General features: G+C 38.4%; 26 protein-coding genes and 1 pseudogene. 11 read left to right on the top strand and 16 right to left on the bottom strand.

Going from position 1 to position 26,306, the window contains the following annotated elements; all coding sequences use genetic code 11:
• Positions 1-10: 10 nt before the first annotated feature.
• Positions 11-739 carry an amino acid ABC transporter ATP-binding protein gene (locus tag MHH33_RS03915; protein WP_016429295.1) on the bottom strand — a complete coding sequence of 243 codons (729 nt, stop codon included), beginning with the start codon at positions 737-739 and terminating at the stop codon, positions 11-13.
• 245 nt (positions 740-984) lie between these two features.
• On the opposite strand from MHH33_RS03915, the gene MHH33_RS03910 reads away from it, so the two are divergent.
• The gene (locus tag MHH33_RS03910; protein WP_342543013.1) at positions 985-1,125 is read left to right on the top strand and encodes a hypothetical protein; all 141 of its coding nucleotides are present in this window, start codon (positions 985-987) and stop codon (positions 1,123-1,125) included.
• A gap of 269 nt (positions 1,126-1,394) precedes the next feature.
• Here MHH33_RS03910 and MHH33_RS03905 read toward each other — a convergent pair whose 3' ends face one another.
• Entirely contained in the window at positions 1,395-2,732 is a 1,338-nt protein-coding gene (locus tag MHH33_RS03905) for a D-serine ammonia-lyase (protein WP_342543012.1), read from the bottom strand.
• 188 nt (positions 2,733-2,920) lie between these two features.
• On the opposite strand from MHH33_RS03905, the gene MHH33_RS03900 reads away from it, so the two are divergent.
• Entirely contained in the window at positions 2,921-3,919 is a 999-nt protein-coding gene (locus tag MHH33_RS03900) for a M23 family metallopeptidase (RefSeq protein ID WP_016429297.1), read from the top strand.
• A 26-nt stretch (positions 3,920-3,945) separates the two neighbouring features.
• Here the strand turns inward: MHH33_RS03900 and MHH33_RS03895 are convergent, their stop codons facing one another.
• Positions 3,946-4,671: a gamma-glutamyl-gamma-aminobutyrate hydrolase family protein gene (locus MHH33_RS03895; protein WP_016429298.1), complete on the bottom strand. Its 726-nt coding sequence runs from the start codon at positions 4,669-4,671 to the stop codon at positions 3,946-3,948.
• A 264-nt stretch (positions 4,672-4,935) separates the two neighbouring features.
• Between MHH33_RS03895 and MHH33_RS03890 the strand changes: the two genes are divergently transcribed.
• The 3 genes from MHH33_RS03890 to MHH33_RS03880 all read left to right on the top strand — a co-directional run bounded on the left by MHH33_RS03890 (position 4,936) and on the right by MHH33_RS03880 (position 7,160).
• Positions 4,936-5,163, top strand: coding sequence for a hypothetical protein (locus MHH33_RS03890; protein WP_016429299.1), 228 nt, complete (start codon positions 4,936-4,938; stop codon positions 5,161-5,163).
• 378 nt (positions 5,164-5,541) lie between these two features.
• Positions 5,542-6,711 (top strand): DUF2157 domain-containing protein, encoded by a 1,170-nt coding sequence (locus tag MHH33_RS03885; RefSeq protein ID WP_016429301.1) that lies wholly within the window; start codon positions 5,542-5,544, stop codon positions 6,709-6,711.
• On the top strand, positions 6,708-7,160 hold the full coding sequence (locus tag MHH33_RS03880; protein ID WP_016429302.1) for a GDYXXLXY domain-containing protein: 453 nt from the start codon (positions 6,708-6,710) through the stop codon (positions 7,158-7,160). Before MHH33_RS03885 ends, MHH33_RS03880 begins: the two co-directional genes overlap by 4 nt.
• A gap of 484 nt (positions 7,161-7,644) precedes the next feature.
• Here the strand turns inward: MHH33_RS03880 and MHH33_RS03875 are convergent, their stop codons facing one another.
• Entirely contained in the window at positions 7,645-8,181 is a 537-nt protein-coding gene (locus MHH33_RS03875) for a GNAT family N-acetyltransferase (protein ID WP_016429303.1), read from the bottom strand.
• A 336-nt stretch (positions 8,182-8,517) separates the two neighbouring features.
• On the opposite strand from MHH33_RS03875, the gene MHH33_RS03870 reads away from it, so the two are divergent.
• Positions 8,518-8,640 (top strand): sporulation histidine kinase inhibitor Sda, encoded by a 123-nt coding sequence (locus tag MHH33_RS03870; RefSeq protein WP_081637837.1) that lies wholly within the window; start codon positions 8,518-8,520, stop codon positions 8,638-8,640.
• A 299-nt stretch (positions 8,641-8,939) separates the two neighbouring features.
• On the opposite strand, the gene MHH33_RS03865 is transcribed toward MHH33_RS03870, so the two are convergent.
• From MHH33_RS03865 to MHH33_RS03850, 4 genes are all read right to left on the bottom strand, one after another.
• Complete coding sequence (locus MHH33_RS03865; RefSeq protein ID WP_016429304.1) at positions 8,940-9,254, bottom strand: hypothetical protein; 315 nt, start codon at positions 9,252-9,254, stop codon at positions 8,940-8,942.
• 238 nt (positions 9,255-9,492) lie between these two features.
• Positions 9,493-10,893, bottom strand: coding sequence for a SpoVR family protein (locus MHH33_RS03860; protein WP_342543011.1), 1,401 nt, complete (start codon positions 10,891-10,893; stop codon positions 9,493-9,495).
• 54 nt (positions 10,894-10,947) lie between these two features.
• Positions 10,948-12,111: a sporulation protein YhbH gene (yhbH, locus tag MHH33_RS03855; RefSeq protein WP_342543010.1), complete on the bottom strand. Its 1,164-nt coding sequence runs from the start codon at positions 12,109-12,111 to the stop codon at positions 10,948-10,950.
• Positions 12,112-12,252: 141 nt separating this feature from the next.
• Complete coding sequence (locus MHH33_RS03850; RefSeq protein WP_016429307.1) at positions 12,253-14,148, bottom strand: PrkA family serine protein kinase; 1,896 nt, start codon at positions 14,146-14,148, stop codon at positions 12,253-12,255.
• Positions 14,149-14,376: 228 nt separating this feature from the next.
• Between MHH33_RS03850 and MHH33_RS03845 the strand changes: the two genes are divergently transcribed.
• Together MHH33_RS03845 and MHH33_RS03840 are read left to right on the top strand one after the other, a co-directional pair.
• The gene (locus tag MHH33_RS03845; RefSeq protein WP_342543009.1) at positions 14,377-15,381 is read left to right on the top strand and encodes a vanadium-dependent haloperoxidase; all 1,005 of its coding nucleotides are present in this window, start codon (positions 14,377-14,379) and stop codon (positions 15,379-15,381) included.
• 282 nt (positions 15,382-15,663) lie between these two features.
• Positions 15,664-15,867 (top strand): hypothetical protein, encoded by a 204-nt coding sequence (locus MHH33_RS03840; RefSeq protein ID WP_016429309.1) that lies wholly within the window; start codon positions 15,664-15,666, stop codon positions 15,865-15,867.
• An 83-nt stretch (positions 15,868-15,950) separates the two neighbouring features.
• Here the strand turns inward: MHH33_RS03840 and MHH33_RS03835 are convergent, their stop codons facing one another.
• Positions 15,951-16,790 (bottom strand): STAS domain-containing protein, encoded by an 840-nt coding sequence (locus tag MHH33_RS03835; protein WP_342543008.1) that lies wholly within the window; start codon positions 16,788-16,790, stop codon positions 15,951-15,953.
• 182 nt (positions 16,791-16,972) lie between these two features.
• Positions 16,973-18,223, bottom strand: coding sequence for an MFS transporter (locus MHH33_RS03830; RefSeq protein WP_342543007.1), 1,251 nt, complete (start codon positions 18,221-18,223; stop codon positions 16,973-16,975).
• A 102-nt stretch (positions 18,224-18,325) separates the two neighbouring features.
• Between MHH33_RS03830 and MHH33_RS03825 the strand changes: the two genes are divergently transcribed.
• On the top strand, positions 18,326-19,978 hold the full coding sequence (locus MHH33_RS03825; RefSeq protein WP_342543731.1) for an ABC transporter substrate-binding protein: 1,653 nt from the start codon (positions 18,326-18,328) through the stop codon (positions 19,976-19,978).
• Positions 19,979-20,475: 497 nt separating this feature from the next.
• Positions 20,476-21,012 carry a YdhK family protein gene (locus MHH33_RS03820; protein WP_016429313.1) on the top strand — a complete coding sequence of 179 codons (537 nt, stop codon included), beginning with the start codon at positions 20,476-20,478 and terminating at the stop codon, positions 21,010-21,012.
• A gap of 42 nt (positions 21,013-21,054) precedes the next feature.
• On the opposite strand, the gene MHH33_RS03815 is transcribed toward MHH33_RS03820, so the two are convergent.
• From MHH33_RS03815 to MHH33_RS03800, 4 genes and pseudogenes are all read right to left on the bottom strand, one after another.
• Positions 21,055-21,288, bottom strand: coding sequence for a hypothetical protein (locus MHH33_RS03815; protein WP_016429314.1), 234 nt, complete (start codon positions 21,286-21,288; stop codon positions 21,055-21,057).
• Between the two features lie 102 nt (positions 21,289-21,390).
• Positions 21,391-22,173 carry a SurA N-terminal domain-containing protein gene (locus tag MHH33_RS03810; RefSeq protein ID WP_342543006.1) on the bottom strand — a complete coding sequence of 261 codons (783 nt, stop codon included), beginning with the start codon at positions 22,171-22,173 and terminating at the stop codon, positions 21,391-21,393.
• 199 nt (positions 22,174-22,372) lie between these two features.
• Positions 22,373-22,778, bottom strand: a pseudogene (locus tag MHH33_RS03805) (GNAT family N-acetyltransferase).
• A 171-nt stretch (positions 22,779-22,949) separates the two neighbouring features.
• Positions 22,950-23,525 (bottom strand): GNAT family N-acetyltransferase, encoded by a 576-nt coding sequence (locus tag MHH33_RS03800; RefSeq protein ID WP_342543005.1) that lies wholly within the window; start codon positions 23,523-23,525, stop codon positions 22,950-22,952.
• A 389-nt stretch (positions 23,526-23,914) separates the two neighbouring features.
• Here MHH33_RS03800 and MHH33_RS03795 point away from each other — a divergent pair, with 389 nt between their 5' ends.
• A complete protein-coding gene (locus tag MHH33_RS03795; RefSeq protein WP_342543004.1) occupies positions 23,915-25,198 on the top strand; it encodes an ATP-binding protein in 1,284 nt (427 codons plus the stop codon).
• Between the two features lie 136 nt (positions 25,199-25,334).
• On the opposite strand, the gene MHH33_RS03790 is transcribed toward MHH33_RS03795, so the two are convergent.
• Positions 25,335-25,631: a putative quinol monooxygenase gene (locus tag MHH33_RS03790; RefSeq protein ID WP_342543003.1), complete on the bottom strand. Its 297-nt coding sequence runs from the start codon at positions 25,629-25,631 to the stop codon at positions 25,335-25,337.
• Positions 25,632-25,669: 38 nt separating this feature from the next.
• Positions 25,670-26,305 carry a nitroreductase family protein gene (locus MHH33_RS03785; protein ID WP_342543002.1) on the bottom strand — a complete coding sequence of 212 codons (636 nt, stop codon included), beginning with the start codon at positions 26,303-26,305 and terminating at the stop codon, positions 25,670-25,672.
• Position 26,306 lies beyond the last annotated feature (1 nt).

Genomic DNA, 26,306 nt, shown 5'->3' with positions numbered 1-26,306 from the left:
TTACCCCCTATTAATGATTTAAAATACGACTGAGGAACAAACGAGCCCGCTCTTCACGGGGATTCTCGTAGAATTCAGCCGGAACTGCTTCTTCTAAAATTTTTCCTTCATCCATAAATACAATTCGGTCCGCAACCTCTTTAGCGAATCCCATTTCATGAGTGACCACAGCCATCGTCATTCCTTCTTTTGCAAGGGTTTTCATAACATCCAGAACCTCACCAATCATTTCGGGATCGAGTGCCGAAGTCGGCTCATCAAAAAGCATGATTTCGGGTTTCATGACTAGACCACGTGCAATTGCCACACGCTGTTGCTGGCCACCAGATAGCTGGGAAGGGAAAGCATCGGCCTTATCAGATATACCTACTTTATCAAGATAGTACATAGCTGTTTCTTTAGCTTCTTTTGCAGATTGCCCTAATACTTTCATTGGAGCTAGCATGATGTTTTCAAGCACTGTTTTGTGTGGATATAAATAAAAATGCTGAAATACCATTCCGATATTGCGTCTTAGCTTATTGATATCCGTTTTTTTATCCCCTACTGAAACATCATTTACAATAAGGGTACCTTCAGAAATTGTTTCCAACCGATTCATACAACGTAGCAAAGTACTTTTCCCTGAACCAGAAGGTCCAATTATGACAACTACTTCGCCCTTATTGATTGTGAGATTAATATCTTTCAAAACGTGAAAATCTCCAAAATACTTATTTACTTCTTTAAATGCAATCATTCTTGACCTCCTAAATTTTAACCCTTATGTATATATGTATAATTCATTCTAGCAGAAATTTTCAGAATTAATAAAATTATATTCACTACTTAATGAAATAGTCAATGTTAATATTTCTTCGTTTTTGTCTTTAAGTCTTCATTCTTAAACTTTATGTATGCTAACTAAATATTCATATACCTCTAATATTTATTTTTTAAACCAAGATTATTAATAAATAATTTGAAAACTTTGAACATGGGGCGGTGATTTTATGCCAAGAAGGACGGTTGAGACATCTTGGAGCTATTTTCACTTCACAAGATGAGAAGACGGTTAAATTGCGTAAAAAGCTTGAAGAAATTGAAAAAGGAGTTGGGGCCATGAGCGTTGACGAAGTCCCATAAGCGTGGTTGCTTAAGCCTTCTGGCACATATTATGCCGATAGTGGGTTCAGGCAAATGCCACGCATAGAATCAGCTATACGGGCTTTGTATATATCTTTAACAAGAGACCAGTGGTTTGATATTTTACAGGTTGCTATTTGAGCCTAGATTCCTTTCTCACTTCTCTCAGTCATAATCTAGTATTCATCTGAATATGATAGAGCAAGACACCCCGAGTAGTCGCAGAGCTGCTCGGGGTGTCTTTGTGTGTATATATGATAAAACCTATATTAAAGTAAGCTTTGTCCTTTTTCATAAAATCTTTTCATGTCATGTTTTGGTACAAGTGCTCCACCCGTTGCCCAAACGATATGTGTGGCTTGAGAAGTATTCAAGTTATTTTCTTTCACGTATTCGGACGCTAATATCAGTCCTGGTCCTATCAGACCTGAAGTGGCTGATGGTTCCAGATGGATCCCTTCACTATCCGACAATAATGCCAATAATTTAAATAAATCTTCATCCTCCATGGTGTAAATACCACTAACGAGCTTCTCACTAATAGAGGAAGCGAAGCATGACGGTCTTCCTACTGCTAAGCCATCCCCTTCAGTTAAGTTATCGATTCCGAAATTCTGCACACATACTTTTTCTTTTTCCCCTGTCAGCAGCCCGACTAATACGGCTGGAGAATGAGTGGGTTCCACAAAGAAACAATGTACATAATCTCCAAAAACCTGTTTTAGTCCGAACGCAATTCCACCAGGCGACCCACCAACACCACACGGTAAATATACAAATAAAGGATGTTCAGCATCAACTTGTATATTTTCATTTTGTAGTTGTTTTTCCAAACGAATCGCCGCGACACTGTACCCGAGGAATAAATGCTTTGAATCTTCATCATCAACAAAATAGCCTTTTACATTATTTTTCGTTTCCTGTCTTCCAGCAAAAATGGCTTCGCCAAAATCTCCTTTGAATTCATGTACGGTCGCACCTTTTGCCCGCAATAAATCTTTCTTCCATTGCTTAGCATCTGCGGACATGTATACGGAAACATGAAAACCTAATTTTGCGCCAATAATACCTATACTCAGACCCAAATTCCCTGTAGAGCCAACACCGATTGAATACTGACTGAAAAATTGCTTGAAATGATCGCTTGAAAACGCGCTGTAATCATCGTCTCTTTTAACTAGACCTGCTTCTAGCGCCATCTTTTCCGCATAATACAGGACTTCATATATACCGCCTCGTGCTTTAATTGAACCTGCAATGGGCAATTCATTGTCGCATTTTAAAAACAATTCCCCATTTATTTTGGCATCGTATTTTGTATTCAGCTCATTTTTCATTTTCGCTATATTTCGAAGAGGTGATTCGATGATGCCATTCGTCTCTTTCGTTTCAGGAAACTCTCTCGCCAAGTAAGTAGCAAATCTTTGAAATAGCGCTGCGGCTTCCTTCATATCTGTTTTCGTCACTGGCAAGGAATCAATTTCTTCCATTTTTTGAAGCTGTGAATTTAACCATACAACCGGTTCCAAGCGAATGATATCATCCAAAAGCGGATATTGCTGAACCCATTTATCTAATTCCGATTGTTCAAAGATCAAACTCTTCATCCTTTCTTTGTGAGGCCTTTAAATTTGATGATGAGAGCCGATTATCTACACCATTCATAATAGTATGTGCAAAATTAGTTTGAATTTCTACTTAATGAATGGCAAAAATGAACTGGTCAAGTTTACTACTTATGATTTATTTGGAACAGGATATTCTAATGTAATGATTCACAAAGGAGGTTTATTTAGTGCGACGAATATTTCACTTAACACTATACGCTTTTACACTGTCTTTGCTAATAAGTTCCGTCGTTTCTGCAAAAGAGCAGCCGAAAGTGGATATACTGGAAGAGCGCATGAGCTACTATTTACAATTTGAAAACACACTTGTCCCTTGGTACTATTTAGCCGCTGTGGATCAGTTTGAACGCAATATTCAGCAAGTGCGGAAAGACATTCCGAAGAGAGATGGCACGATTGCCATTCAATTTTCGGACGATTACTGGGCAGGAATGTTTAATCCTGATAAAGATGACATAACACCTGAATCCATCACATTTTTTGGTGGAAATGGACTAGACGGGAATGCAGACGGCATGGCAAATCCAGAAGATAGTATAGATATTCTTTTTACGATGTCTTCTTATTTAGCCAGTTACGGACAATCTGAAGAAGACTTTAAACTGGCCGTATACGAATACTACCAAAGTGAAAAAACCGTCGATCAAATCATGACCATTGCCAAATTATATAAACACTTCAACACACTGGATCTGGGTGAACATGTTTTCCCTATCCCACTTAATCAGAATTACAGTTATAGAGGTACTTGGGGAGCTAACCGCGGATGGGGTGGCCGACGCATTCACGAAGGCACTGACTTATTTGCTGGATATGGCGTTCCGGTAAAATCGACCTCATATGGAATTGTTGAAGAACTGGGTTGGAACCAATTTGGCGGTTGGCGTGTGGGTATACGTGATATTCAAAATACCTATCACTATTATGCGCACTTAGCTTATTTTAATGAAGGATTAGCAAAAGGCGATATCGTTGAACTCGGTTCTGTTATTGGTTTTGTGGGAAGTTCGGGATATGGGAAACAAGGAACTTCAGGTCGATTCCCACCTCACCTGCATTATGGCATGTATAAATATAATGGACGCACGGAATGGGCATTCGATCCATATCCTCACTTGAAAATATGGGAGCGTCAAGCAAGGGAAGCCAAAAAACGAAAAAAATAAATATGTGACTCCCTCAATAATAATTTTTATTGGGGGTGTAAATTTTTATTGCAAGCTTCTATAAATGCATCGAAAATTTTCCGCGCAGCTTCATCGCCGCCAAAAAACATGTTTTCTGGATGCCACTGGACACCAAGGACGAAGGAATGCACTTCACTTTCGATAGCTTCAATTACACCATCACTTGCACTCCCACTGACTCTTAATGGAAAGGGAACATTGCGATTGGCTTGGTGGTGGCGACTATTGACCTTCAAACGGTGTTGCCCAGTGATTTGATGCAGCAACGTACCAACTGTTACATTCACAAAATGAGAACCATGCGACTTAGGTGCCCGTTGCTGATGTTGCAAAAAATCATTCTTTATTTGAGCACCAATATCTTGATACATATCTCCACCTATGGCGATATTTAACGACTGGATTCCTCGACAAACACCCAAAATCGGTTTATTGAGCGTTAAAAATTTCCGAATAAGAGCTAATTCAAAAACGTCTCTGGCAGGATCTATAATCCCCAGCATCGGATGTGGTTCTTCGCCAAAAAGTGTAGGATCTATATCGTACCCTCCTGTCAGGTAAAGACCATCCAAAAATTGTGCCAACTCATCTATATCGGACTTTTCCTCTAAATGTGGCAACATCACTGGCATGCCCCCCGCCTGTAAGATAGCATGGGCATTGGCCATGGATACAGAGTATTCATCCCCATCGTACTGCACAAACGAACTGATTCCAATAATCGGTTTCATTATCTGTCCCCTTACTTTCATTCGAAATTTAGTCACCGATAAAATATGGACTATAGTTTGTCATATGCATAAGAAAGGACTTAAAGAAGTGTTATGGAAAAAATTAGCACCTCGTTTTAATAGTCATTACCATCATGATCCTTTCGGAATCCTTATTACTTTTCCCGTTTAAACGTTAACTGTGTATACATAGTCATTCATTTAAAGCACATGATAAGAGTGTTCTCTGCCACCTTTTACAAATAGTTGAAAGGATGAAAACCAATGAAGAAAAAAGTGTTTACAGAAGAAGACCGTAGATTGGCTAAAGGTCCTTACATGCATAATCCGGATGCCGTACAAACGGACAAAGTGAGCTTATTTGATATGCATGAAGATATGAAAACGGTGGACATACTGTTTGTTGATGAATTGAACAAACAAGTAATCAATGATCCAGCACGAAAAGTGACAAATGATCCTTCAGCCAATGAAGAAATACACCCTAATTGAAAATACCTCCATTTCATGTAGCCTTACATGGAATGGAGGTATTTTTTGTTTGTTCATTGTGTAATTCGCGAATCCTGAAAGGTCACTACACGAGGCCGCTGTACAAATAATCCCTGTAACCAACAAAAGATTCTATATAGCGGCCATCATTTCCTATATCGACGCTGTGTCAATGTAACTGCATATACATAAAGAATAAGAGCTATCACAAATGGGAGTGCCGACATAATTTGCCCAACTAATTCATTTCCATCATGATGGGGATGGGCCATGTACATTTATTCCTTTTTCTAGGAAATATCCATGGCCTAGTTGACGACATGTCTATACTGATAATAAGAAACTATAATGTAAAAAATAGAATAAAGGAGTTGTAACGTGGTACTTAAACAAAAACTACAAAGTTGGAAAAATGAAGGATTTATCGACGAATCAACTGTTGAAAAGATTCTTGCATTTGAAAGTAAGCAACCGAAACCTGTTAAAATCCCACTGCTTTTGATTATCGGGCTTATCTTCTTTTCATTGGCCGTGTTCAGTTTCATTGCGGCCAATTGGCAAGCGATGCCTGATGTGTTAAGAATATTTCTTACACTTTCTGTAATGTGGTTGTTTTACATCCTTGGGCATTTTTCTGAGATGAAAAAATTTGGTCAACCAATCATATTCCGTCTTATTGGTTTGGCCATGTTTGCAGCAAGCATCGTTGTAACGGTCCAAACATATCATTTTTCCTTATATAATTCGTTTTTACCATGGGCAATATTCATTGCAGCACTTGGTCATTATTGGCACTGGCGTCAATTTCCTTATGCCATCGTCGCTTTTGTTTTTGGGGCTCAAGTATTATTTACTTCCGTTGTAACTCTGGGGTGGTTTGAATGGGGAGCATTCTTAGCTGTTTCATTAGCCTGGTTTTATTTCAGTAAAACGCCCATCTCGATTTCATTTAGTTGGATTCTACTATTTGGAGCAGGACTCACACTTTGGTCAGTCGTTGAATATGACAACGTACTTTGGCCAATATGGTCACTATTTGGTGTTGTCGCTTTCATTCATTTCTTCCCGGAAAAAGAACAGATTGTACGTCCTCTCTACCTTATGATAGGGGGAATACAGCTTCTAGTTTACTTAGCTATTTTGGGAGAAACCCAACTCTCTTTCATCGAGATAAATATTGTTGAATCAATCACTCTGGCTATCGTTGGAGCAGCATTACTCGCGTTCAGTTATTTCCGATTCAAAAAATTCCAATGGGTTGCTGCACTAAGTCTAATCGGACTTCTGCTTTATGATGAATCGGCAATAGGTCTTGCCATTTTGGCCGAAGTCATCGCACTTGCTTATTTAATAAATGAGCATCGTAAAGACAGACTACTTGCACCTGGCTTTGTATTTTTCATTCTTGTCCAGTTTGTCCTGTATTTCATTTATGCGTGGGGAAGAATGGATGTCTCCCTATTCTTCCTAATCGGAGCGCTTTTACTTTTTGCATTGTCCGGCATCGCCTGGAGAATTAACAAGAAGAAAGTAGGTGTCTCTTCATGAAGTCCTTTTTATTTCCTGCCTTACAGACACTGATGATTTGCTTGATTGCTTTGAGCTTCTTTGCAGCTTCTTGGTTTGGTGAAGAATATGTGTTACGAGCCGAGCCTTACGACCCGTATGATCCTTTTTACGGCGAGTATGTGATGTTGCAATACCCTGATTTGAAATCTTCCTCTTCTGCACCGGAAGGCGATATTTATTTTTCATTAAAAGAAGGCAAAGATGGCTATGCCATTATTGATCGATTGGATAGCGAACATTTTTGGGGAGCTATACAAGGAACAAATTATGGTGGGCAAATTACTACACCACAGCTTGAACAATATTATGTGGAACAAGGTACCGGTCCTAATTTAGAGGAAACGAAGGATTTGGCGCTCACTCTTGATGTAGCCCCTTGGGGTTCTATACGTCCTACATTTTTAGAGAAACGCCACGATCAGAAATAGAAAAAACGGCAAAAGCTAAATGCTTTTGCCGTTAGACTGTAGACAAAAAATAAAAAGAGTGAATATAACTGTATACTAATGAAAAAGAGGCGTATGCAAGAAAATGTTGATTTCCTTTGCGGCGGACGCGTTTCGCGGGCACGGCTTTAGTCTCCTCGTCACTACGTTCCTGCGGGGCCTTCAGCTCGTGCTGTTCTCGCTGAAGTCGCCGCCTCCACTCCAATCAACGGAATTCGCTTCTGTTATCGTATCTCTTCATATTATTTTATTAGTAAGATGGTCGGTTATTTCTGAAGACTCCTGCGGAAAAACGAAATAAGCTAGACCCCACAGGCTCAGCTGTCATAGACAGCTGAGCCGAGGAGGCTAGCGTTTCGTCCGCGGAAAGCGAAAGAAATAGCCGACCATAAACTTTTTCGATAGAGTGCAATAGATAAGAATGCGAATTTTTATACTTTTATTTTGATTGCTTTTGCCGTTTTTGTTACCTTTGATATTCAATCAGCCAGCAATCACGATACTCACCTTCGTGCAGTTCATTTTTAGGTAATAGAGTTACCTTCTTGAATCCACATTTTTCATAACACCGTATGGCACGTTCATTCCATGTCTGTGGGTCCATTACTACAAGTTCAGCATGTTTTTGCTCAACCAAGAACGTTACCATAGATTTCACAAGATGAGTTCCTAAGCCTCTATTCCAATACTCTGTTTCCCCAATAAACTGGTCCATGCCATAAATCTTATATGGTGAATCAGAATAACCATAATGATTTCTCGTTTCTTCATCCAATTCATAGTACTGGATGTAACCTATTTTAACATCCTCATATTCAACCATACATTTCATTTCATTTTCATCGCAATTATAGAATTTCTCATTTACTTTTTCCAAGTCAAATGGATTGTCCCTTCCTTCATAATATTGTAAGACTTTCGGATCCGAAAGCCATTTTGCCAATAAGTGCTTATCCTCTATTTTCAGTTCTCGCACTGTTATTTGCCCATTCTTATCAATCAAATTCGTTTCCTCCATTGCAACTTTCTAATAGAGTTATTCGTTACTTTTCTTGAAATTCCTTCCAAGGTCAATATTTCCAAAAAAATTTTTCGACAAATTTCTCACTTTTTCGTTTCTGTGGATAAGGTTATACACATTTTCCCGGGTACTGAGTGTACATTTCTACTAACTATCAACAAGTTAATCACAATTAATCCACCGATAGCTGTGGATAAGAGAACGCTTGTTCCGAACAAAACTATCTGATAGATTAAGATTACATCAAAGATATTTACCAATTTATTTGCTGCTTTCCTAAAATGGCCCATCTATTATGTAATCGGAGGTGAATTCACTTTGAGTAAACTATCATCTGAATTGTTGATTGAATCGTATGTTAAGGCAAAAGAATTAAAGTTATGTCCTGAATTTATCTACTTGTTGGAAATCGAAATTCGCCGACGCTCTCTACACATCTGACACTCTTTCTTTCATTGTTTTTTATCATATACATGTAATAATCATTATAAAAAGGAAACCAGTAGCTCATTAGCTGCTGGTTTCCTTTCTATGATTATGGGATTTTCTTATATCAGAACAAAAAGAATTCCAGCTGCTAGCTAAGCAGTTGGAATTCTTTTTAAATTAATTCGGTTGCCAGAAAATGTAAATTAATAACTAGATGATATTAAAAAGAAAAACAAACTTTTTTTGAAAACTGCTATAAAAAGTGAGTGAATCCTATGTAATGGCACCCTTTTGATTTTACATATTATACTTCATCCATTATGTTGATTTAGATTGTGATGTTCCGGTTTAGCAGCGTCGATCATTAGGAAAATGGCAGAAAGAATGTGCATAATCATTCCTACAAAAGGAATCCATGCGATACAAGAAGTGACGATACCAAGTATACTTCCCGTGGTCGAACCACCATCTTTTTTGGTGAGAACCAATGTTACAATGTGTAATGCTAACATAATGCCTAATGGAATCCATAAAAATCCAATTACAATGCCTGCTCCTAGAAAAGGAATCCCCAATAACGCTTCAAGACCGCCGGTGACCCATTTCAATATTTTAGATGTGGACAATTTAAACACCTCCTTTCTTGTTAATTAATAGGCTCTGTCATACTTGCTGGCTCATGCGGAACATGCGACTAGTACAATTGTACGCTAAACAACCGATATCTTCTACATCCTTTAACACAGCCAATAAAATAAAAACTACAACTTAATTTCTGTCCGTTTTTATTTAAGAAAGCAAATGTAATGGTTAAACCAAATAAAATTCCAACATCTTCAAAAGATGCTGGAATTTTTTTGTCTATCATAATAATCGACGTGACACCTTTTTCCCATCATATGAATAAACAATTGGTTTATTCTCAACATACGTTTCCAAATAGACTGACCGTCCCCACAACTGATAAATGTAAGGCAGTACATGTTCCAGATAAAGAGGATCCAGCTCAGTTCCCTCGTATCCATGCTTTAAATAGAGTTCACCATTTCTCGAGTAGTCCCCATCCTCAACCACGATATAAGGAAAGCTTCCATTCACCCTCATCGAAATCAATTGGTCACGAACCTGTTCATAGTCTTTATCGGTAATTTGATAGTTTCCATTCTTCTTTTCAAACAAATATAGATCTTCCTGTTTCACCAATTCCTTCGTCAAATAATTTCGGATGAAAGAAATATCTGATTCAATTTCTCTTACTTCAAACATTTTTTCCCGGCCAGAATTTTCTTTAACGCCGTTTTTCTTCATTCGCTCTGTTGGATGATTGTATCGCTTTTCAATATCCTCAAAAATCTTTAAGCCCAGATAATAGGGATTGATACTCGTTTTGGAAGGCTGAACAACTCCGGCATTCAATGTCGCAAATTCGATGGTTTCAGCTGACGTCAAATCCATTTCTCTTAATATTCGCTGATGCCAATAGCTCGCCCAGCCCTCATTCATGATTTTCGTTTCCATTTGCGGCCAGAAATACAGCATTTCTTCCCGCATCATGGTTAAGATATCCCTTTGCCACTCTTCCAGTTCACGGCTATATTCCTGGATAAACAATAAGAGGTCTTTTTCAGGGGATGGCGGAAATTTCTTTCTTTTTTCTATGAGTGCCTTATTGTCTTTCGCTTTTATATCCAAGTTCCATAAGTCATCATACTGAGTTTTCCGATTGACTTCTTTTTCTTCTTCATTCGTATCGTAGTCCAATAATTTATGTCTGATAATGGAGGGATCCACATGCTCCTGTATGGCCATGGCCGCATCCAAAAAACGTTCTACTTCTACTTTGCCATAAATCATTTCATAATTGGCAATCCGTTCGGCAGTTGCCGTCATACTTTCGACCATATCACGCTTCGTATTGGAAAATCGAGCATTGTTTTTAAAGAAATCACAGTGGGCAAGCACATGGGCAATAATTAATTTATTTTGAATGAGACTATTTGTATTAAGCAGAAACGCATAACATGGATTTGAATTGATCACCAGCTCATAAATCTGACTTAAACCCAAGTCGTATTGCAGCTTCATTTTATGAAATTGTTTCCCAAAGCTCCAATGGCTGAATCGTGTGGGCATGCCGTATGCACCAAATGTGTAAATAATATCAGCAGGACAAATTTCATAACGCATCGGATACGTATCCAGTCCAAATCCAGTTGCAATTTCCGTAATTTCGTCTATTGCCCGATGAAGAGCATTCTTTTCCATCTATTGAATCCCTCCGACGGTTTATTCAATGACAAGTGCAAGGCACCGACCAGTTCAAACGGAAGTTATTTCTTTTTGGAAAAAGCTTTTCAATGCTTTATAGACATCTTGTTTTTCTTTCAATATATAATGGCGGAACATCGGATTCGAGATTTTTTTATAAGTGGACATCAAAGTGGAATATCGATTATTGGGGTTCACTTCTCCGTAGCCAAACATACTGGAAACGGCCATCAGTTCATTTACCAACTTCAAACATCTTTCATTATCGTTTGACATGTTTTCACCATCTGAAAAGTGGACCGGGTAAATATTGAATCGAGAAGGATGATATTTTTGTTCAATCAGTTCCAGCGCTTTTAGATAGGCAGATGAACAAATGGTGCCGCCGCTTTCACCTTTTGAAAAAAAGTTCTCTTCCGTGACAACCTTTGCTTCAGTATGATGAGCGATAAATTCAATTTCCACCGTTTCGTATTTGGTACGTAGAAATTTGGTCATCCAGAAAAAAAAGCTGCGAGCCATATATTTTTCAAATGGTCCCATGGATGCACTCGTATCCATCATCGCAAGTACAACTGCTTTGGATTCCGGTTTTACTTCATCATTCCATGTTTTGAACCGCAAATCCTCATTATGGATAGGCGAAATTTCCGCTTTCCCATTCGCTGCGTTGCGTTTGATAGCCGTTAAGATGGTGCGCTTTTTATCAATATTGCCCATCAGCCCTTTTTTACGAATATCATTGAATTCAATTTTTTCTTTTCTAATTTGAGCTTGTTCTTTTTGCTTTAAATTGGGTAACTCAAGTTCATTGAAAAGGGCACTTTCCAGCTCTGCCATGGTGATTTCCACTTCATAAAAATCCTTACCCGCTTGATCCCCTGCTTGTTTCCCTTGCCCTGGAGAGGCTTTTCCTTCCCCGGAACCACGGGCGATGACATCTCCTACCTGACTATCACCATTCCCTTGACCCACGTGTTTTGATTTGTCGTAATTGTAGCGAATTTTGTACTCATCCAAGGAGCGAATCGGAATTTTGATGACATCCCGTCCATTTGACATAACAATGCTTTCTTCACTGATTAAATCCGGCAAATTATTCTTGATGGCTTCTTTGACTTTATCCATATGACGTTGCTGATCTTGATAGCCTTTTCTATGGAGCGACCAGTCTTCCTGTGAGATGACAAAATGATTATCAGGTTTTTCGTTCATTTCCACCCACACCCATCCAGTATTAAAAGTTTTTTAATTTAATTATCATATGCGTTGGCGAACAAGTTATTGACTTCAGAGAGTAAGAAAAACAAGACGAATTATCTGATTCGTCTTGTTCTGTTATTCATATTCATCCCATTATCGATTAAGCAGGCTTCCTACGTAACGCAATAATTCATTGGCTGAAATTGAATTATAGCCATGTTCATCAATGAGTCTCGCAACTACTTCATTTACCTTTTTAAGCTGTGATTCATCCGGTGTTTTGGACGATGTCGTAATCTTCACCACATCTTTTAAATCCGCAAAAAGTTTCTTTTGTATAGCTTCGCGTAGACGTTCATGTGAATTGTATTCAAAGCGCTTTCCTTTTCTAGCGTAGGCAGACAGACGAATGAGGATTTCTTCCCTGAACGCTTTTTTCGCATTTTCAGAGATGCCAATTTGTTCTTCGATTGAACGCATCAGTTTTTCATCCGGATTCATTTCTTCACCAGTCAAAGTATCTCTTATTTTATTTTTATTACAATAAGCTTCTACATTGTCCAGGTAATTATCCATTAAGGTAATTGCTGACTCTTCATAGGAATAAACAAAAGCTTTTTGAATTTCTTTCTTGGCAATTTCATCATATTCCCGTCTGGCAATAGAAATATAATTCATGTACCTTTCCCGGTCTTCCTGCGTGATGGAAGCATGTTGGTCGAGACCATCTTTCAGTGCACGCAAAACGTCCAGAGCGTTGATCGATGGTACTTCCTTGCGGATGATGGCCGAAGAAATCCGATTGATTACGTAACGCGGATCAATGCCGTTCATCCCCTCATGCGGAAACTCCTTCTGCAATTCCTCCACATCGATTTGATTGAAGCCTTCTACACTTTCGCCGTCATATAAACGCATTTTCTTCACAATATCAATGCCTTGCTTTTTAGGTGTTTCAAGCCTTGTTAATACTGAGAAAATGGCGGCCGCTCGCAATGCTTGCGGAGCAATATGAATATGTGTCATATCGCTTTCCTGGATCATTTTTTCATAAATCCGTTCTTCCTGACTCACTTTCAGGTTATAAGGAATTGGCATGACAATAATTCTGGAATGCAAGGCTTCATTCTTCTTATTTGAAATAAACGAAGCATACTCTGTTTCATTTGTATGAGCCACTATGAGTTCATCCGCGCTGATTAATGCAAACCTTCCTGCCTTGAAATTTCCTTCCTGAGTTAGAGATAACAACAGCCATAGGAATTTTTCATCGAGTTTCAACATCTCCTGAAATTCCATCATTCCGCGGTTCGCTTTATTCAGTTCCCCATCAAATCGGTAAGCACGAGGATCTGATTCAGCACCGAATTCTGCGATTGTTGAAAAATCAATACTTCCTGTCAAATCGGCAATATCCTGTGATTTCGGATCAGAAGGCGTATATGTGCCAATTCCCACCCGTTTGTCCTCGGAGAAGAAAATTCTTTCCACCATTACATCTTCCAAGCGTCCATTGAACTCTTTATCCAAACGCATCGCGTTCAAAGGAGACAAGCTGCCTTCAATGCGGACTCCATACTCTTCAAAAAATTCGTCACGTAACTCGTGGGGAATGAGGTGAAGTGGGTCTTCGTGCATTGGGCATCCTTTTATCGCGTAAACAGCTCCTTCGTCGGTTTTTGAATATTTTTCAAAACCACGTTTCAACAATGTCACAATTGTTGATTTCCCTCCACTTACAGGTCCCATCAACAATAAAATACGCTTTCGAACATCCAATCTTTTTGCAGCTGGGTGAAAGTACTCTTCTACTAGTCGCTCAATGGCCGTTTCAAGTCCAAATATTTCTTCACCAAAAAAATGGTACATTTTATGACCATTCTTTTGCGTCAACCCATGGCTATTGATCATATTATAAACACGTGAATGAGCCGATTGGGCAACTTCTGGTCGTTCCTTAACGATGGTCAAGTATTCAGCAAATGTACCCTCCCACTTTAGGCTGTTTTCTTCTTCTCGGAAGCTCTTCACCTTGTTCAAAATATCCATTTTTTCCCTCCGTTTAGGGTTTGATTTATTCATAGTATGAAATGAGACAACTTATGATTACCGGGACTTTTCACAATTGCCTCATCCGGCAAAAAGATCTTCAAAATTAATATCCGATTTTAGAAAGTACTTTTCTCATCATTTTCATGTTGCGAATAGCTTTAATTAATACACATGTTCTTACTCTTTGACATAGGTTAAAGGAATAATAGAGTGGAGATGAAAAAAATGAAGAAAAATTATTTACGTTGGTCCGAAGTACCTTATGCAGGTGAAAAGAAACCACCAGTAAATCCTGATACACCATCTTCAGGTTCTCGGTCTTTGACCTATTTAAAAAGAGACAAAGAAAAGAACTTCTTGAATCCAAATGGAACGATAATGCATTTCCCCATTAAAAAACCTAGTGCAATAGATTTTGAAAAAGAATTAAAGATTGTTCAGCGTACACTCAACCACCTGACAAACACTCAGAAACAGTTGGCCATTTTTTATGGAACAGGTGTCCCTACTAAACAGTGGACTTCTATTATTGACCGTTTAGTAGAATCCTATGGGGTCAGTCCTGTCTATGCCTCTCGAATACTAGCTGCTGTCCATATGGCAATCAATGACACCAAGATTGTCGTATGGGATTTGAAGTATAAATTGGATGTTGCCAGACCAAATCAATATGACCATGAGATGGAAACGATTCTTTCCACGCCTAAATTTCCTTCCTATCCTTCTGGCCATGCCAGCATGTCTGGCTGTGCAGAAGTGGTGTTAAGCTATTTCTTCCCAATGGAAGCACAAAAGTTACGAAAAATTGCTTTTGATGACGCCTTCAGCCGTCTATGTGCTGGCGTTCATTTTGAAGCCGATAACATCGAAGGCTTGAAATTAGGCAGATATATTGGAAACGTAATAGTTGACCACTTACGTGCGCAGAAGAATGAAGATGGCAAGTCCATTGACAAACCTTTTAAGGAATACCGGAATGCCAATATTAATACGCATGACTATAAGCAGTTTATCCCGTATGATTTCGATGATGAAGGTACGTCTCGAACAAAATTCAATTCCAAATCTATCTCCAAATCCAAAGATTTCAATGAACCTATTAAATTCAATGATTCCAATGAATCCTTTGAATCCAATAAAACGCATGAATCGAATGAATCTAGTGAAATCAAAGTTAACCAGAAATCCCATCAAAACGATATCCGGCCCAAGCCTCCATGGTATTTTTAGTGTGACGAAAACCTTTACAATTCAACCCGACATATCAATCCTCAAACCAAAAGACAATCCTATGTGATTGTCTTTTTTAATTTGAGGACATAGCCAAGTCGTACAAGAGTGATTGTTGAGTGTGTGTACAGAAATGGGAGCTGACTGGAGAAAACCTTTAAAGCGCCTTTTACATGAACATGTTTTCGTTCTACATGATTTTTTTTTTTTTGAAATTTAAAGAATGAACTTCGCTTTTATAACCATGTTAAGAAGGAACGATACTTTTAAGGAGGTTTTTTGATGGGAAGTGACAATCATAAAGGTGCTATTAACTTTACAGGTCCCTTGTCTCAAACACCAAAGAAGAAAGATTTTAATGCAACTTCACCAAAAGAAGAGATTTCGATGGAATTAGTGGAGCAGGGATTCTTAAAACCAAAACATGAGCCAATGACATCGAATCATCGGAAAAAAAGTGAAAGAGAAAAATCTTACAAGTCCTAGAGTATCGTGAAACTGAATAGAAGAAAAAACACCTCCAATTTGAAAAGAATTGGAGGTGTCCTATTTTTGAATTTTAATGATACTCACATTTGATTGTTCTTTTTTCCAATCACTTCTTGAACTGAAGATATTTTAGAAATTGCATGAAATTCTTCTCCAAAACTGATTGCTTTTCTTGCAACTTCTGGCCGAATACCGGAGATAAAGCTTTCAATCCCCATCAAGTTCAAAACTTGAACAAGTTGAGTCAGCTGGAATGCAACGACTTCTTCAATTTCAATCACACCAGAAAGATCGATAATTAAACTTTCTACCATGTTTTCACTACACTTCATCGGGATATCATTAAGTAAGGACAATCCACGTTCCGAATTAATCACACCGATTACCGGAAGAACAGAAATTTTATCACAAATCTTGATGAGTGGTATTTCCAGTAATTTTATCAAGGCCTGATGCTCGGTCAATCGTTTTTCGTTGAATTCATGGTAATACTCAGAGAACTTGACAATCATCAGTTCAAATCCGGAATTCAGCATTTCACTCCATTCCGATACTTGATGTTTGCAAACATCTTCATTCGTTTGATCGATATATTGTTTCATATATTCCCAAAAGAGCGTTCTCGTTTTTCCAAGAAATTTAATAACTTCATGAATAGCTATTCGATGTTCCACTCGCGACTTTGCTACAGTTTGAGCCCATTCATCAAGTTTTTCCCGAAAATCGAAATCATTTTGATCAAAGCTTGATATCAATAACTGAATGGTATGTTGATGCTGCTTTCTCAAGAGTTTCTCCACATCTGGTGAAGCTTGATTAGAATAAAATGAACCCGGCTCTTTTACTCTCTCAGTCAACCATTCTTCCGTTATTTGATGTGCATGATCTTTCAAGTAGTTGGATATTGCGAGTGTAGACATCTTGAGTGTACTCCTTTAAATAAATACTTTTCGATATTTGATGTTAAATTATTACTTATACTATCGGATTTTGAATGGTTCGTAAAATATTGCACGATGCAATTATAACAAATGAACTGCTTCAACTTTAAAATCATTCACTTTGCACGAAAAAAGACCATCTTTTGGATGGTCTTTTTCCTTCAAACAGTTGCATTTATTATTCCTTCATTTGAAACATTTTTGCTCATAAATAAACCTGCATATAACAAGACGATACCAGCCATCAGAATCACTCCAATGTAAACGGACATCATGGTCGGGACCAGGTATGCACCCATGATAATCGTGGAGCGAGCAACCAAGTCTGCACCGCTGAATGATAGGTTCGAAAAGGCAGAATAAGATCCCCTCTTATTGGCTGGCATCATGTTTGCCTCTTCCGTATTTCGAATCGGTGAATAAATCAGTTCTCCCAGTGTTGCAATGATATTAAAGAGAACTAAAATGTACCACGTGTTGGCAGATGTGACCGTTACATAACCGATTCCATATAGTAGAAGTCCAAACAGTAAGACATTTTTCTTATTGAACCTATCAGTGAGTTTATTGATGATAAACGTAAAACACACAACGAGAAGCATATTTTGGATATTGAGGTAACTCAGCATCCTTACTCCCCCCACTTGGAACTCCCCTATTTGTACCGTCTCGAACGTTTCTGCGAGACGAACGCCGATGTAACTGTTAAGTGAAAACTCAGCGGCAAAAATAAACATCGAGCCTACGACAACTTTGACAAACGGTATATCTTGAAAAGCAATTTTATAATTTTGAATTACATCCAGTAATACATTTTGATGCTGTTTTTCCAATCTACTTGTGGACTCATCCCGCAGCCATATATGATAAGCAATCGGTAAACTGGCCGATGTGACCGTCAACATGGCAAACAGTTCAATTTGATGGTTGACGTAAAGCAATCCTCCAAGTGCCGCACCGATTGCCATAGATAGATTTACGAGCCAGTATTCAATGGCATAGACTGCTTTTCGATTTTCAGGCGTGGTCGAATCGATGATGATCGCATGCATGGCAGGTCGCCCTAGGCTGCTTGTCACTACGAATGCTGCATAGGCAATCGCAAATAACCAAATCAAGTTGTCTTCAGGTAATAGACTCAAGGTCATGAATAGAAACAGCAACGCACTTAAGGAAGATGTGAGGAGCAACACCCTTTTGCGTGGGAATCGATCCGAAATATAGCCCCCGATCAAATTAGTGAAAAAGCTGACGATGACTGTGAATACCAGAAACATACCTGCCCATACCTTGCTCATTTCCTGTGCAAAAAATAATGCCATGAAAGGCATGACCGCTGATGATACCGCACGGTTGAAAAACGATGTAATCAACCGAACTTTTATATTTTGTGGATAGTCTTTAAAGGCCATGTTGAACCCCTCCTATTACTTATGTATATTAAACTAGACTATTGACATTAAAAATGGACAAAATAAATAATTATGTCCACTTTTCAAAAAAAGGAGAACATGATGGATAGACATTTATTGACCGTATGGCGTTCGGTTTCATCAGGGAGCATCAGGCTGGATGAACTAACGGAACTCCTCGGTCTGAGTAGGAAACAAACGGCAAGATACTTGCAGAAGTGGACAAAAGAAGGCTGGCTCATCTTTACTTCAGGACTTGGGAGAGGCAAAGCATCGAAGATTCAATGGCAAAAAAATGTGGAAGAAGTTTATGAAGACTTGGTCATGAAAATGATTGATGAAGAACCAGTCGAAACGATCGGGAAATATTTACTCTACGAGTGGTCAAGCGACAGCAAAATGCGTTTGATGAATAAGTTCCATTCCAAATTCGGCTACAACCAAAGCACAAACCACATGGACAAGCTCATCATTCCAAGAAGATACACCTTCCTAACGATGCATCCACTGGAAGCGGCAGAAGTACATAGCGCGAGCTTGGTGGCGAATCTATTCAATCGATTAGTGGCCATTGACGAAAAGGGGATGGTTTCACCTGAACTTGCCCACAGTTGGGATGTAACCCCATCGAAACTCCGACTCTATTTGAGAAAAGATATTAAGTTCCATGATGCATCCATACTGACCGCGGAAGATGTGAAGTTCTGTCTGGAAAAATTGATGTGTCATAAGCATTTCCGGGATTTATGGGAGCCCATTCAGCGCATTGAAATCGTGGCACCTCTAGTAATTGATATTGAATTCCCAAACGGTTGCAGCTATTGCCTCCAACTTTTGGGTACGTTAACTGCAAGCATTTACAAGGAAACTAAAGGACAGTTACTTGGCACTGGAGCATTTTATTTAGAAGAAAGCAATGACTTAAAAACCACGATCTGTGCTTTCAAGGATTATTTTTTGGAAAGACCTTTATTGGATGCAGTGGAATTTGTGCAGGTACCAAAAGACTTCGATACCGCCTACCGTTCTGCAACTAAAGACCCAGTAGATGGCACTTTTCAAGTAGAAAGTAGCTCAGGTTTCGGAGTCGTAATCATGAATGCGTTTCGCGATTCACAGATTCAGTGCAAGGAAGTCCGAGACTATCTGCACTATGTAATAGCGAAGCATCGCCATGAAATTCCACTCGTACATTCACGTGCTTGGGCCAACGATAAGAGCTGCCTCATAGGTCATGATCAGCAATACAAAGTACCAGTGATGCAACGCCCCCATTTTTCAGAACCATTGATTTTAAAAGGAGTGAACTATACGGAAAAAACCACTATGTGGCTGAAGGAAGTATTCGAAAAAGAAGGCGTCCCTGTGGAAGTCACTTGGCTTCCCTTTGCCGAGACAGTTCAAAACAGTCCAAGAAACCAGGAAGCCGATCTGTTCATTCACGGTGAAGTATTCGAATTGAATCAAGATTTGTCCTTTTACTATTTTCTTAAAAATGGGTACTCCCCATTAGCAAAAATGATTGAGGCCGATGAAACGGCCAGCATGTATTTAAAGGAATATGTGCATACCCCTTTTGAAAAGTGGACTACCTTGAACTTGAGAATGGAAAGAGCTCTTTTGGAAGCTTCGCTGATGATTCCTTTATATTATGAAAAACGTCAAATCCCCTTCTCTACCGATCTAATGAACGTCAATATCAAGCATTTTGGATACGTTGATTTTTCCAAGTTATGGGTAATACCCGAACTTTAGAATAAAAGATCATCCATGGTACTAAAAAGGGCTACCGATTTGGTAGCCCTTTTCGTTTAAGTGTTACTTGATTTTTATCTGTTTTCTTTATTCTTCTTCGACAGAAACATATAATGTTTTGTCTTCGCATCATTAAAGTAATAACGTTTTGTAGTATTTAACGCATGGTGCCAAATTGTTACGTGTTAACAAAGATAACGTTTGGCTGATTCCCCCACCAAACTAAATATAAGAGCAACCCTTGGATACGTAATCGACGTATTCAAGGGTTTTTTCATAGAGTGGGACATTATCGGCGTCGAAAGTTTTAGCTAGCGAGACGATTTTCAGCAGAACGGAATTTTGTGCAACCTGGAATGCAGAACTGTCTACCTGGAATCCAGAACTGTCAACCTAGAATCCCATTCTGTCTACCTGACAGACTTTTCACTTTTATTATATACCCCATTAGGGTATACTACATTTAAGAAATCAAAATGATAGGGGAGTATATACCATTGAAAAAGAAACGGTACTTATTGAGTTTTGCATTACTAGTGGCACTGAGCGGTTGTGGAAATGAAACGAGCAAGGAATCCGACCATAGTGAGATGGATCATGGAGGTTCACATTCCAGCTCTGGTGAGATTCCTGAAGGGCTAAAAGACGCAACAAATCCAACTTTTAAAGTTGGTAGCGAAGCAACCATTACAACAGATCACATGAAAGGCATGAAGGATGCCGAAGCTACAATCGTTGGAGCTTACGATACGACAGTATATACCATTTCTTATACACCAACGACTGGTGGAGAAAAAGTAGAAGACCATAAATGGATCATTCATGAGGAAATAAAAGACGCTGCTACTGAACCATATGCAGAAGGCGATGAAGTAATTGTCGAGGGAGATCATACGGAAGGGATGAAAGGCACCACCGCAGTTATCGACTCAGCTGAGGAAACAACTGTGTATATGGTAGATTACACTTCGACTGATGGTGAAGAAGTAAAGAATCATAAATGGGTAACTGAAAGTGAACTTTCTGCTGAATAAGGTGTGTTCGTAGTCACAATAAAGAGAGGGACGGTGACATGGTCATCGCCCCTCTCTTTTTGTGCTTTTATCCACCCGGTGATATTCCGAAAGTTGAATGACTCGAACATTTCGCGTATTCAACTCATGGTATATATCTCTGCTATCACGAAATGAAATGGTTTGTTCTCTTTCACTTTGTATCAGCTCTTCTGCAATTTCCATGGATTCAACATGGATAAATCGCCGGATGTAATGGTCTTCATCAAAAAAATAAGTGATTTTGAATTCTTTCATGACATATAGCTCCTGATAATTAATTTAGTGAATAATGATTAGTATACCCATGCAAAAGCCTCCCTATTAATCAGATTAATGGGAGGCCATGCAAGTTATACATTAGATTTTCAATTCAATTTCAGCGTCAGCTTTTAACTCTTCAACATGTTTAGTCAATAATTCTTGCTGTTGTTGTTGTTTAAGAATCCCTTTAATTTCTTCTTTTGCTTCTTCAAGTGGAGGAAGATCTTGTCCAGCCGATTTTGCTTGAGAAGCAGCTTGATCGTAATAGGCTTTAATTTCTTTTTCTGTTACTTCTTTGGCAGGTACTACTTTATCCTGATATTTTTCAAACAGAATGGAGTCAGCAATTTGGGTTTTCAGCATTTTAGTATCCATGCTTTGTGCTTTCAACGCTTTATTCATTGCTTCTTCTCCACCGTATTGCTCTACAAAAGATTTATATTGTTCATCAATCTCTTTATCTGTAGCAGTAATTTTTGCTTCTTTCGCTTTTTGTAAAATCAACGTTTGTCCAACAAGCGTATTAAGTACTTGCTCTTTTACCTGTTTTGCTGCTTCTTTGCTACTAGGATCTTGACCTGTCTGCTGCATTTGCCCTTGAACGGAAGCCAATACTGCATTATATTCCTCACCTTTTAATTCTTCTTCATTGACTACCGCAACAACTTTGCTCTCGTCTACTTCTTGCTTAGCAAGCTTTGCCTGCATTTCTTTAGCTGCAGCTGCTTGGTCTTGTTCAGATGGTGCTTTTGTTGCTTCCTGCTTCGTTTCTTCTTGTGGCTTTTCTTCTTTTGTTGCTTTATCTTCTCCGTTGCAAGCAGTTAAACTCAATGCCAATACACCTGCTGCAAACGGTAATATAATTTTTTTAATATTCATTCTCATGTAAACCCCTTTCGATTCAAAGCTACGCTTTATAACTAAAGCATAGTCTGCATCTTAACGGAGAATCCCTGATAGTTAAACCCATACCCCTTCATGTCATCGAATTGTTAACTTGTTGTCATATGATGACCAAAATTAGGCTTGGCATGAAATTTAATGATAATACACTCCCATTTGTTTTTGGCGATTCACTTTACACAGACTTTTTATAAAAAACCAGTGTGGTATTATCATTAATACGCCGTTTTTCCCCCGTCTGTATATACCCCATTTTTTCATACAAATGGCAGTTACGTTCTTCCTCCAGGATTGTTGCCAGTTCCCAACTGATGGCTTGAGGAAAGCTTTCTTCTACTAACAATATCGCTTTTTTTGCTATACCTTGCCCTTGATGGGTTGGACTGATAAACATGGGGCTAATCCAAAAATGAACATCTTCTTTCCAAAAGATACGGATTCCACCTACAAGTTTTGTATCTATAAAATATGCCTTGAGGATTAGTGATCCTCGAAACAACTCGGTCTATTGTTTCATTCGCTGGGTTTATATCGTAATCCTTATACTTTTCCATAAGCGGCATGAATGCTTTGACTTGCATATTAAAAATAGCTTCTGCATCGGGTATTGTTGCTCTTTCCAGACTAACTATATTCAAATTATTACGCCCCAATCAATCTATGATGTTTCCTATTATTAAATTATGATATTTTTTAAATAAAAAAAGAGTGAATACTAGATCATGTAAATCTGGTTTTGTCGACATGAGTAATCACCCCATCTTTACTTGTAGTAAGTACTCTTCCTGGAGAATCCCGTAGATTGCACAGTCTTTGTATTGATTTTTAGCGTTACGAATCATATGCCGTATCGACCCTTCTTGTTTCATTCCAACTTTTTGCATGATTTTTCCGGATGCAGGATTATCACTGTTATGTGCTGCAGATATCTTATGAATATTCATATGCCTGAAGCCAAATTCCATAACGGCTTTCAACGATTCTGTTCCATATCCTTGATTCCACCAGTCGTAACCGAGTGTAAATCCTACTTCGCAATTTTCCGTGCCGAGGTCGAAATGATAAAAATCGATTGCTCCGATAAGATCACCAGTTGCTTTTAATTCAATGCCCCAATAACAAAATTCTTGTTCCTCATATTCATTGACAATATTCGTTACCCTCTCAACTGACTCCTTGATTGATTTATGTGCTCCTTTTATGAGATTGTCCGTAACCCGTTCATCAGACATCCAATGGGTAAAGAAGCTTTGTGCATCTTCAATAACCAGTCTTCTAAGAATCAATCGTTCGGTTTCCAGCGTTGGTGTTCCGTGGAATTTAATCATGTTCGCACCTACTTTAATTTATTTTTCCCGTGACTCCATGGCATTAAAGCAACAAAATCTAACTGAACAATAGGTAGAGTGATGTAATCCAGCACAAAATATCAACTTCCAGTAACCATTTAGCTATTTTAATCTTTTGCTGCATTAATGAACCTTCTTGTACGTATTTATGAAGTTATTGTGTAAGGTTTATCTTCTCTAATCATATTCATATTCCCTCTTTTGACGAACTGCTTTACAATATGTCCGATGGCCAATCTCTTCTGGAAAAACTATAAATTGTGAGGCCCAGCGTGCAGTAAACGTAATGTTAAATTGCTGAAATTTCATTTGTATGTGACAATATAACTAAATAGCATCATACTTTCCAATATTTAAGGGGTACAACAATGAAAAAAAGCACCGATTTTTACCGAATAATTCCGTTTGTCTATTTGATTATAGGTCCAGTCTGGGTTATAGGGACAGATTATTTATTATATGATCCTAACACCATTTTTGAAAAAGTCCTTCTCCTTCAGACATTCAAAAGTCTGTTATTTGTTTTCTTTACCGCCATTCTTTTGTATTTTTATATTAAAAATTTGAGAGATTCAAAACTAATTGAAGAAGAAAAAGAGAAGCTCACACTGCTAATAGATACCATGCCAGACTGTGTTTCATTTAAAGATGGTGAAGGCAAGTGGCTTCAAATCAATAAATTTGGTGCTCAATTATTCGAACTAGAAGGCATCGATTACAGGGGCAAGGACGATAGAGAGATGGCCCAGTACACTGATTATTATCATGATGCTTTGATTTATTGTATTGATACCGACGAGGAAGCTTGGAGGGCTGGGAAAGTCACTCGCTGTGAAGAAACCATTCAATTAAGAGATGGCTCAAGCAAAACGTTCGATGCATTCAAAGTGCCCATTTTCAATCCTGATGGTTCGAGAAAAGGGCTGGTCGTAATCGGGAGAGATATTACCGCATTAAAAGAAACGGAAAGTATGTTGAGACAGTCAGAAAAAATGTCTGTTATTGGTGAACTGGCTGCAGGCATTGCTCACGAAATACGTAACCCTTTGACCACTATTAAAGGTTTTTTGCAAATGGGGAAAGATAAGGCCATTAATCTTGAGCCTCATACCGAGATGTTGATTGATGAAATAGACCGAATTAATACCATCGTTAACGAACTATTGATTGTTTCAAGACCATCGGAAGTTATTTTTTCCAACAAAAACATAAATACAATTGTTAAAGAAGTCATTCAATTGTTATCGACAGAAGCATCGCTTCAAAACATTCAACTGAATTTAAATGAATTAGAAAACTTTGATACATATTGTAATGATAGTAAATTAAAACAGGTGTTTATCAATATTCTAAAAAATGCTATAGAATCTATATCCACTCAAGGTGAAGTCAATGTCACTTTATCCGAAAAAGATGAAAACTATTTTGCGATTAAATTTGAAGATAATGGGTGTGGGATTGAGGAAAGCCGTTTGAAACACATTGGTGAGCCATTCTATAGCGTAAAAGAAAAAGGTATTGGCTTAGGAATGACTGTTAGTTTTAGTATTATTGAATCTCATAAAGGAACTATTAATATATCAAGTGAAGTCGATAAAGGAACTAGCGTGGAAGTGTTGTTGCCTAAATCTAAATTTCAAGTTATTTCATAAATGAATTTGTCCCTCTGCATCCTAGCATCAATTAACCTTGTTCATAAATCGTTCGTCATTCATTATGCAAGTATAGTTACAAAAGCAAAAAGACACCTCCAATCTATATTACTGGAAGTGTCTTTTTACCATCTTATTATTTGATTCTTTCATTACCTTCGTAGATTTTCACATTCAAAGGTCCGGCTAGATATTCTGCAGCTCTACTTGAAAAGGAAGTGAAGTGATCACTTTTGTTGTGACTTTCGACAGCGTTCATATCTTGCCATACTTCGACCATCGTGTATAAGTTTTCTTTCTCTATATCTTTCATTAAGTCGTATGAAACATTTCCACTTTCAGCTCTAGAGGCTGTGATTAGTGGATGAATTTCTTCCAAAAATGCTTGTTCTTTTTCTACTTGCACTTGAAATTCAGCATGAATAATAAACATCGATTCAGTTCCTCTTTTCTGTTACTTGACTGTTAGCTTTATTTCCATTCTGTGATGGCATCCACAGGTAGACGGACAGACTGATACCCTTTATCTATCGCTTTTCCAATCGAAATTAGCATAACGGGATAGTAACGCTCTTTGTCCATACCAAAAGCTTCAGCAATTTGGTCCTTTTCATAACCACCGATTGGATTCGTGTCATAGCCGTGAGCTCTTGCTGCGAGCATCAGTTGCATGGATACTAAACCAGCATCAATTAAGTTCATTTCCTTCAATTGTTCCGGTGACATGGTTGAAACCAATCCTTTGATAGCTGGTAGCTGTGCATCTCTGACTTCAGCTGGCATCAGACCTTGTTCCACTGCCTTACCGTAAATGTCGTCAGCATAGTCGATGCTGTTCATATCTGCAAATACGGCAATCATTGCAGCAGATGTTGCCACTTGGTTTTGATTGAATTTGGCCAGGGGAGCCAATGTCGCTTTACCTTCTGGGCTATCGATGACAACAAAACGCCAAGGTTGAAGATTAACGGATGAAGGGGCAAGCGTGGCAGTTGTTAGTATTTCAGTCATTTCCAGTCTTGTTATTTTCACAGTTGGATCATAATTCCGGATGGAACGACGTCCTGTTACGATTTCATTAAAGTCATTAATAAGTGTATGGTTCATT

Origin of the sequence: Paenisporosarcina sp. FSL H8-0542, from assembly GCF_038632915.1 — a bacterium.
GTDB lineage: Bacteria > Bacillota > Bacilli > Bacillales_A > Planococcaceae > Paenisporosarcina.
This window is presented reverse-complemented; position numbering and strand designations above follow the sequence as displayed.

Bases quoted from the DNA above. Each gene is read 5' to 3' on its own strand.
- MHH33_RS03915 (WP_016429295.1), bottom strand. From the start codon at position 739: ATGATTGCATTTAAAGAAGTAAATAAGTATTTTGGAGATTTTCACGTT.
- MHH33_RS03905 (WP_342543012.1), bottom strand. From the start codon at position 2,732: ATGAAGAGTTTGATCTTTGAACAATCGGAATTAGATAAATGGGTTCAG.
- MHH33_RS03895 (WP_016429298.1), bottom strand. From the start codon at position 4,671: ATGAAACCGATTATTGGAATCAGTTCGTTTGTGCAGTACGATGGGGAT.
- MHH33_RS03890 (WP_016429299.1), top strand. From the start codon at position 4,936: ATGAAGAAAAAAGTGTTTACAGAAGAAGACCGTAGATTGGCTAAAGGT.
- MHH33_RS03880 (WP_016429302.1), top strand. From the start codon at position 6,708: ATGAAGTCCTTTTTATTTCCTGCCTTACAGACACTGATGATTTGCTTG.
- MHH33_RS03860 (WP_342543011.1), bottom strand. From the start codon at position 10,893: ATGGAAAAGAATGCTCTTCATCGGGCAATAGACGAAATTACGGAAATT.
- yhbH (WP_342543010.1), bottom strand. From the start codon at position 12,111: ATGAACGAAAAACCTGATAATCATTTTGTCATCTCACAGGAAGACTGG.
- MHH33_RS03850 (WP_016429307.1), bottom strand. From the start codon at position 14,148: ATGGATATTTTGAACAAGGTGAAGAGCTTCCGAGAAGAAGAAAACAGC.
- MHH33_RS03845 (WP_342543009.1), top strand. From the start codon at position 14,377: ATGAAGAAAAATTATTTACGTTGGTCCGAAGTACCTTATGCAGGTGAA.
- MHH33_RS03840 (WP_016429309.1), top strand. From the start codon at position 15,664: ATGGGAAGTGACAATCATAAAGGTGCTATTAACTTTACAGGTCCCTTG.
- MHH33_RS03835 (WP_342543008.1), bottom strand. From the start codon at position 16,790: ATGTCTACACTCGCAATATCCAACTACTTGAAAGATCATGCACATCAA.
- MHH33_RS03830 (WP_342543007.1), bottom strand. From the start codon at position 18,223: ATGGCCTTTAAAGACTATCCACAAAATATAAAAGTTCGGTTGATTACA.
- MHH33_RS03825 (WP_342543731.1), top strand. From the start codon at position 18,326: ATGGATAGACATTTATTGACCGTATGGCGTTCGGTTTCATCAGGGAGC.
- MHH33_RS03815 (WP_016429314.1), bottom strand. From the start codon at position 21,288: ATGAAAGAATTCAAAATCACTTATTTTTTTGATGAAGACCATTACATC.
- MHH33_RS03810 (WP_342543006.1), bottom strand. From the start codon at position 22,173: ATGAATATTAAAAAAATTATATTACCGTTTGCAGCAGGTGTATTGGCA.
- MHH33_RS03800 (WP_342543005.1), bottom strand. From the start codon at position 23,525: ATGATTAAATTCCACGGAACACCAACGCTGGAAACCGAACGATTGATT.
- MHH33_RS03795 (WP_342543004.1), top strand. From the start codon at position 23,915: ATGAAAAAAAGCACCGATTTTTACCGAATAATTCCGTTTGTCTATTTG.
- MHH33_RS03790 (WP_342543003.1), bottom strand. From the start codon at position 25,631: ATGTTTATTATTCATGCTGAATTTCAAGTGCAAGTAGAAAAAGAACAA.
- MHH33_RS03785 (WP_342543002.1), bottom strand. From the start codon at position 26,305: ATGAACCATACACTTATTAATGACTTTAATGAAATCGTAACAGGACGT.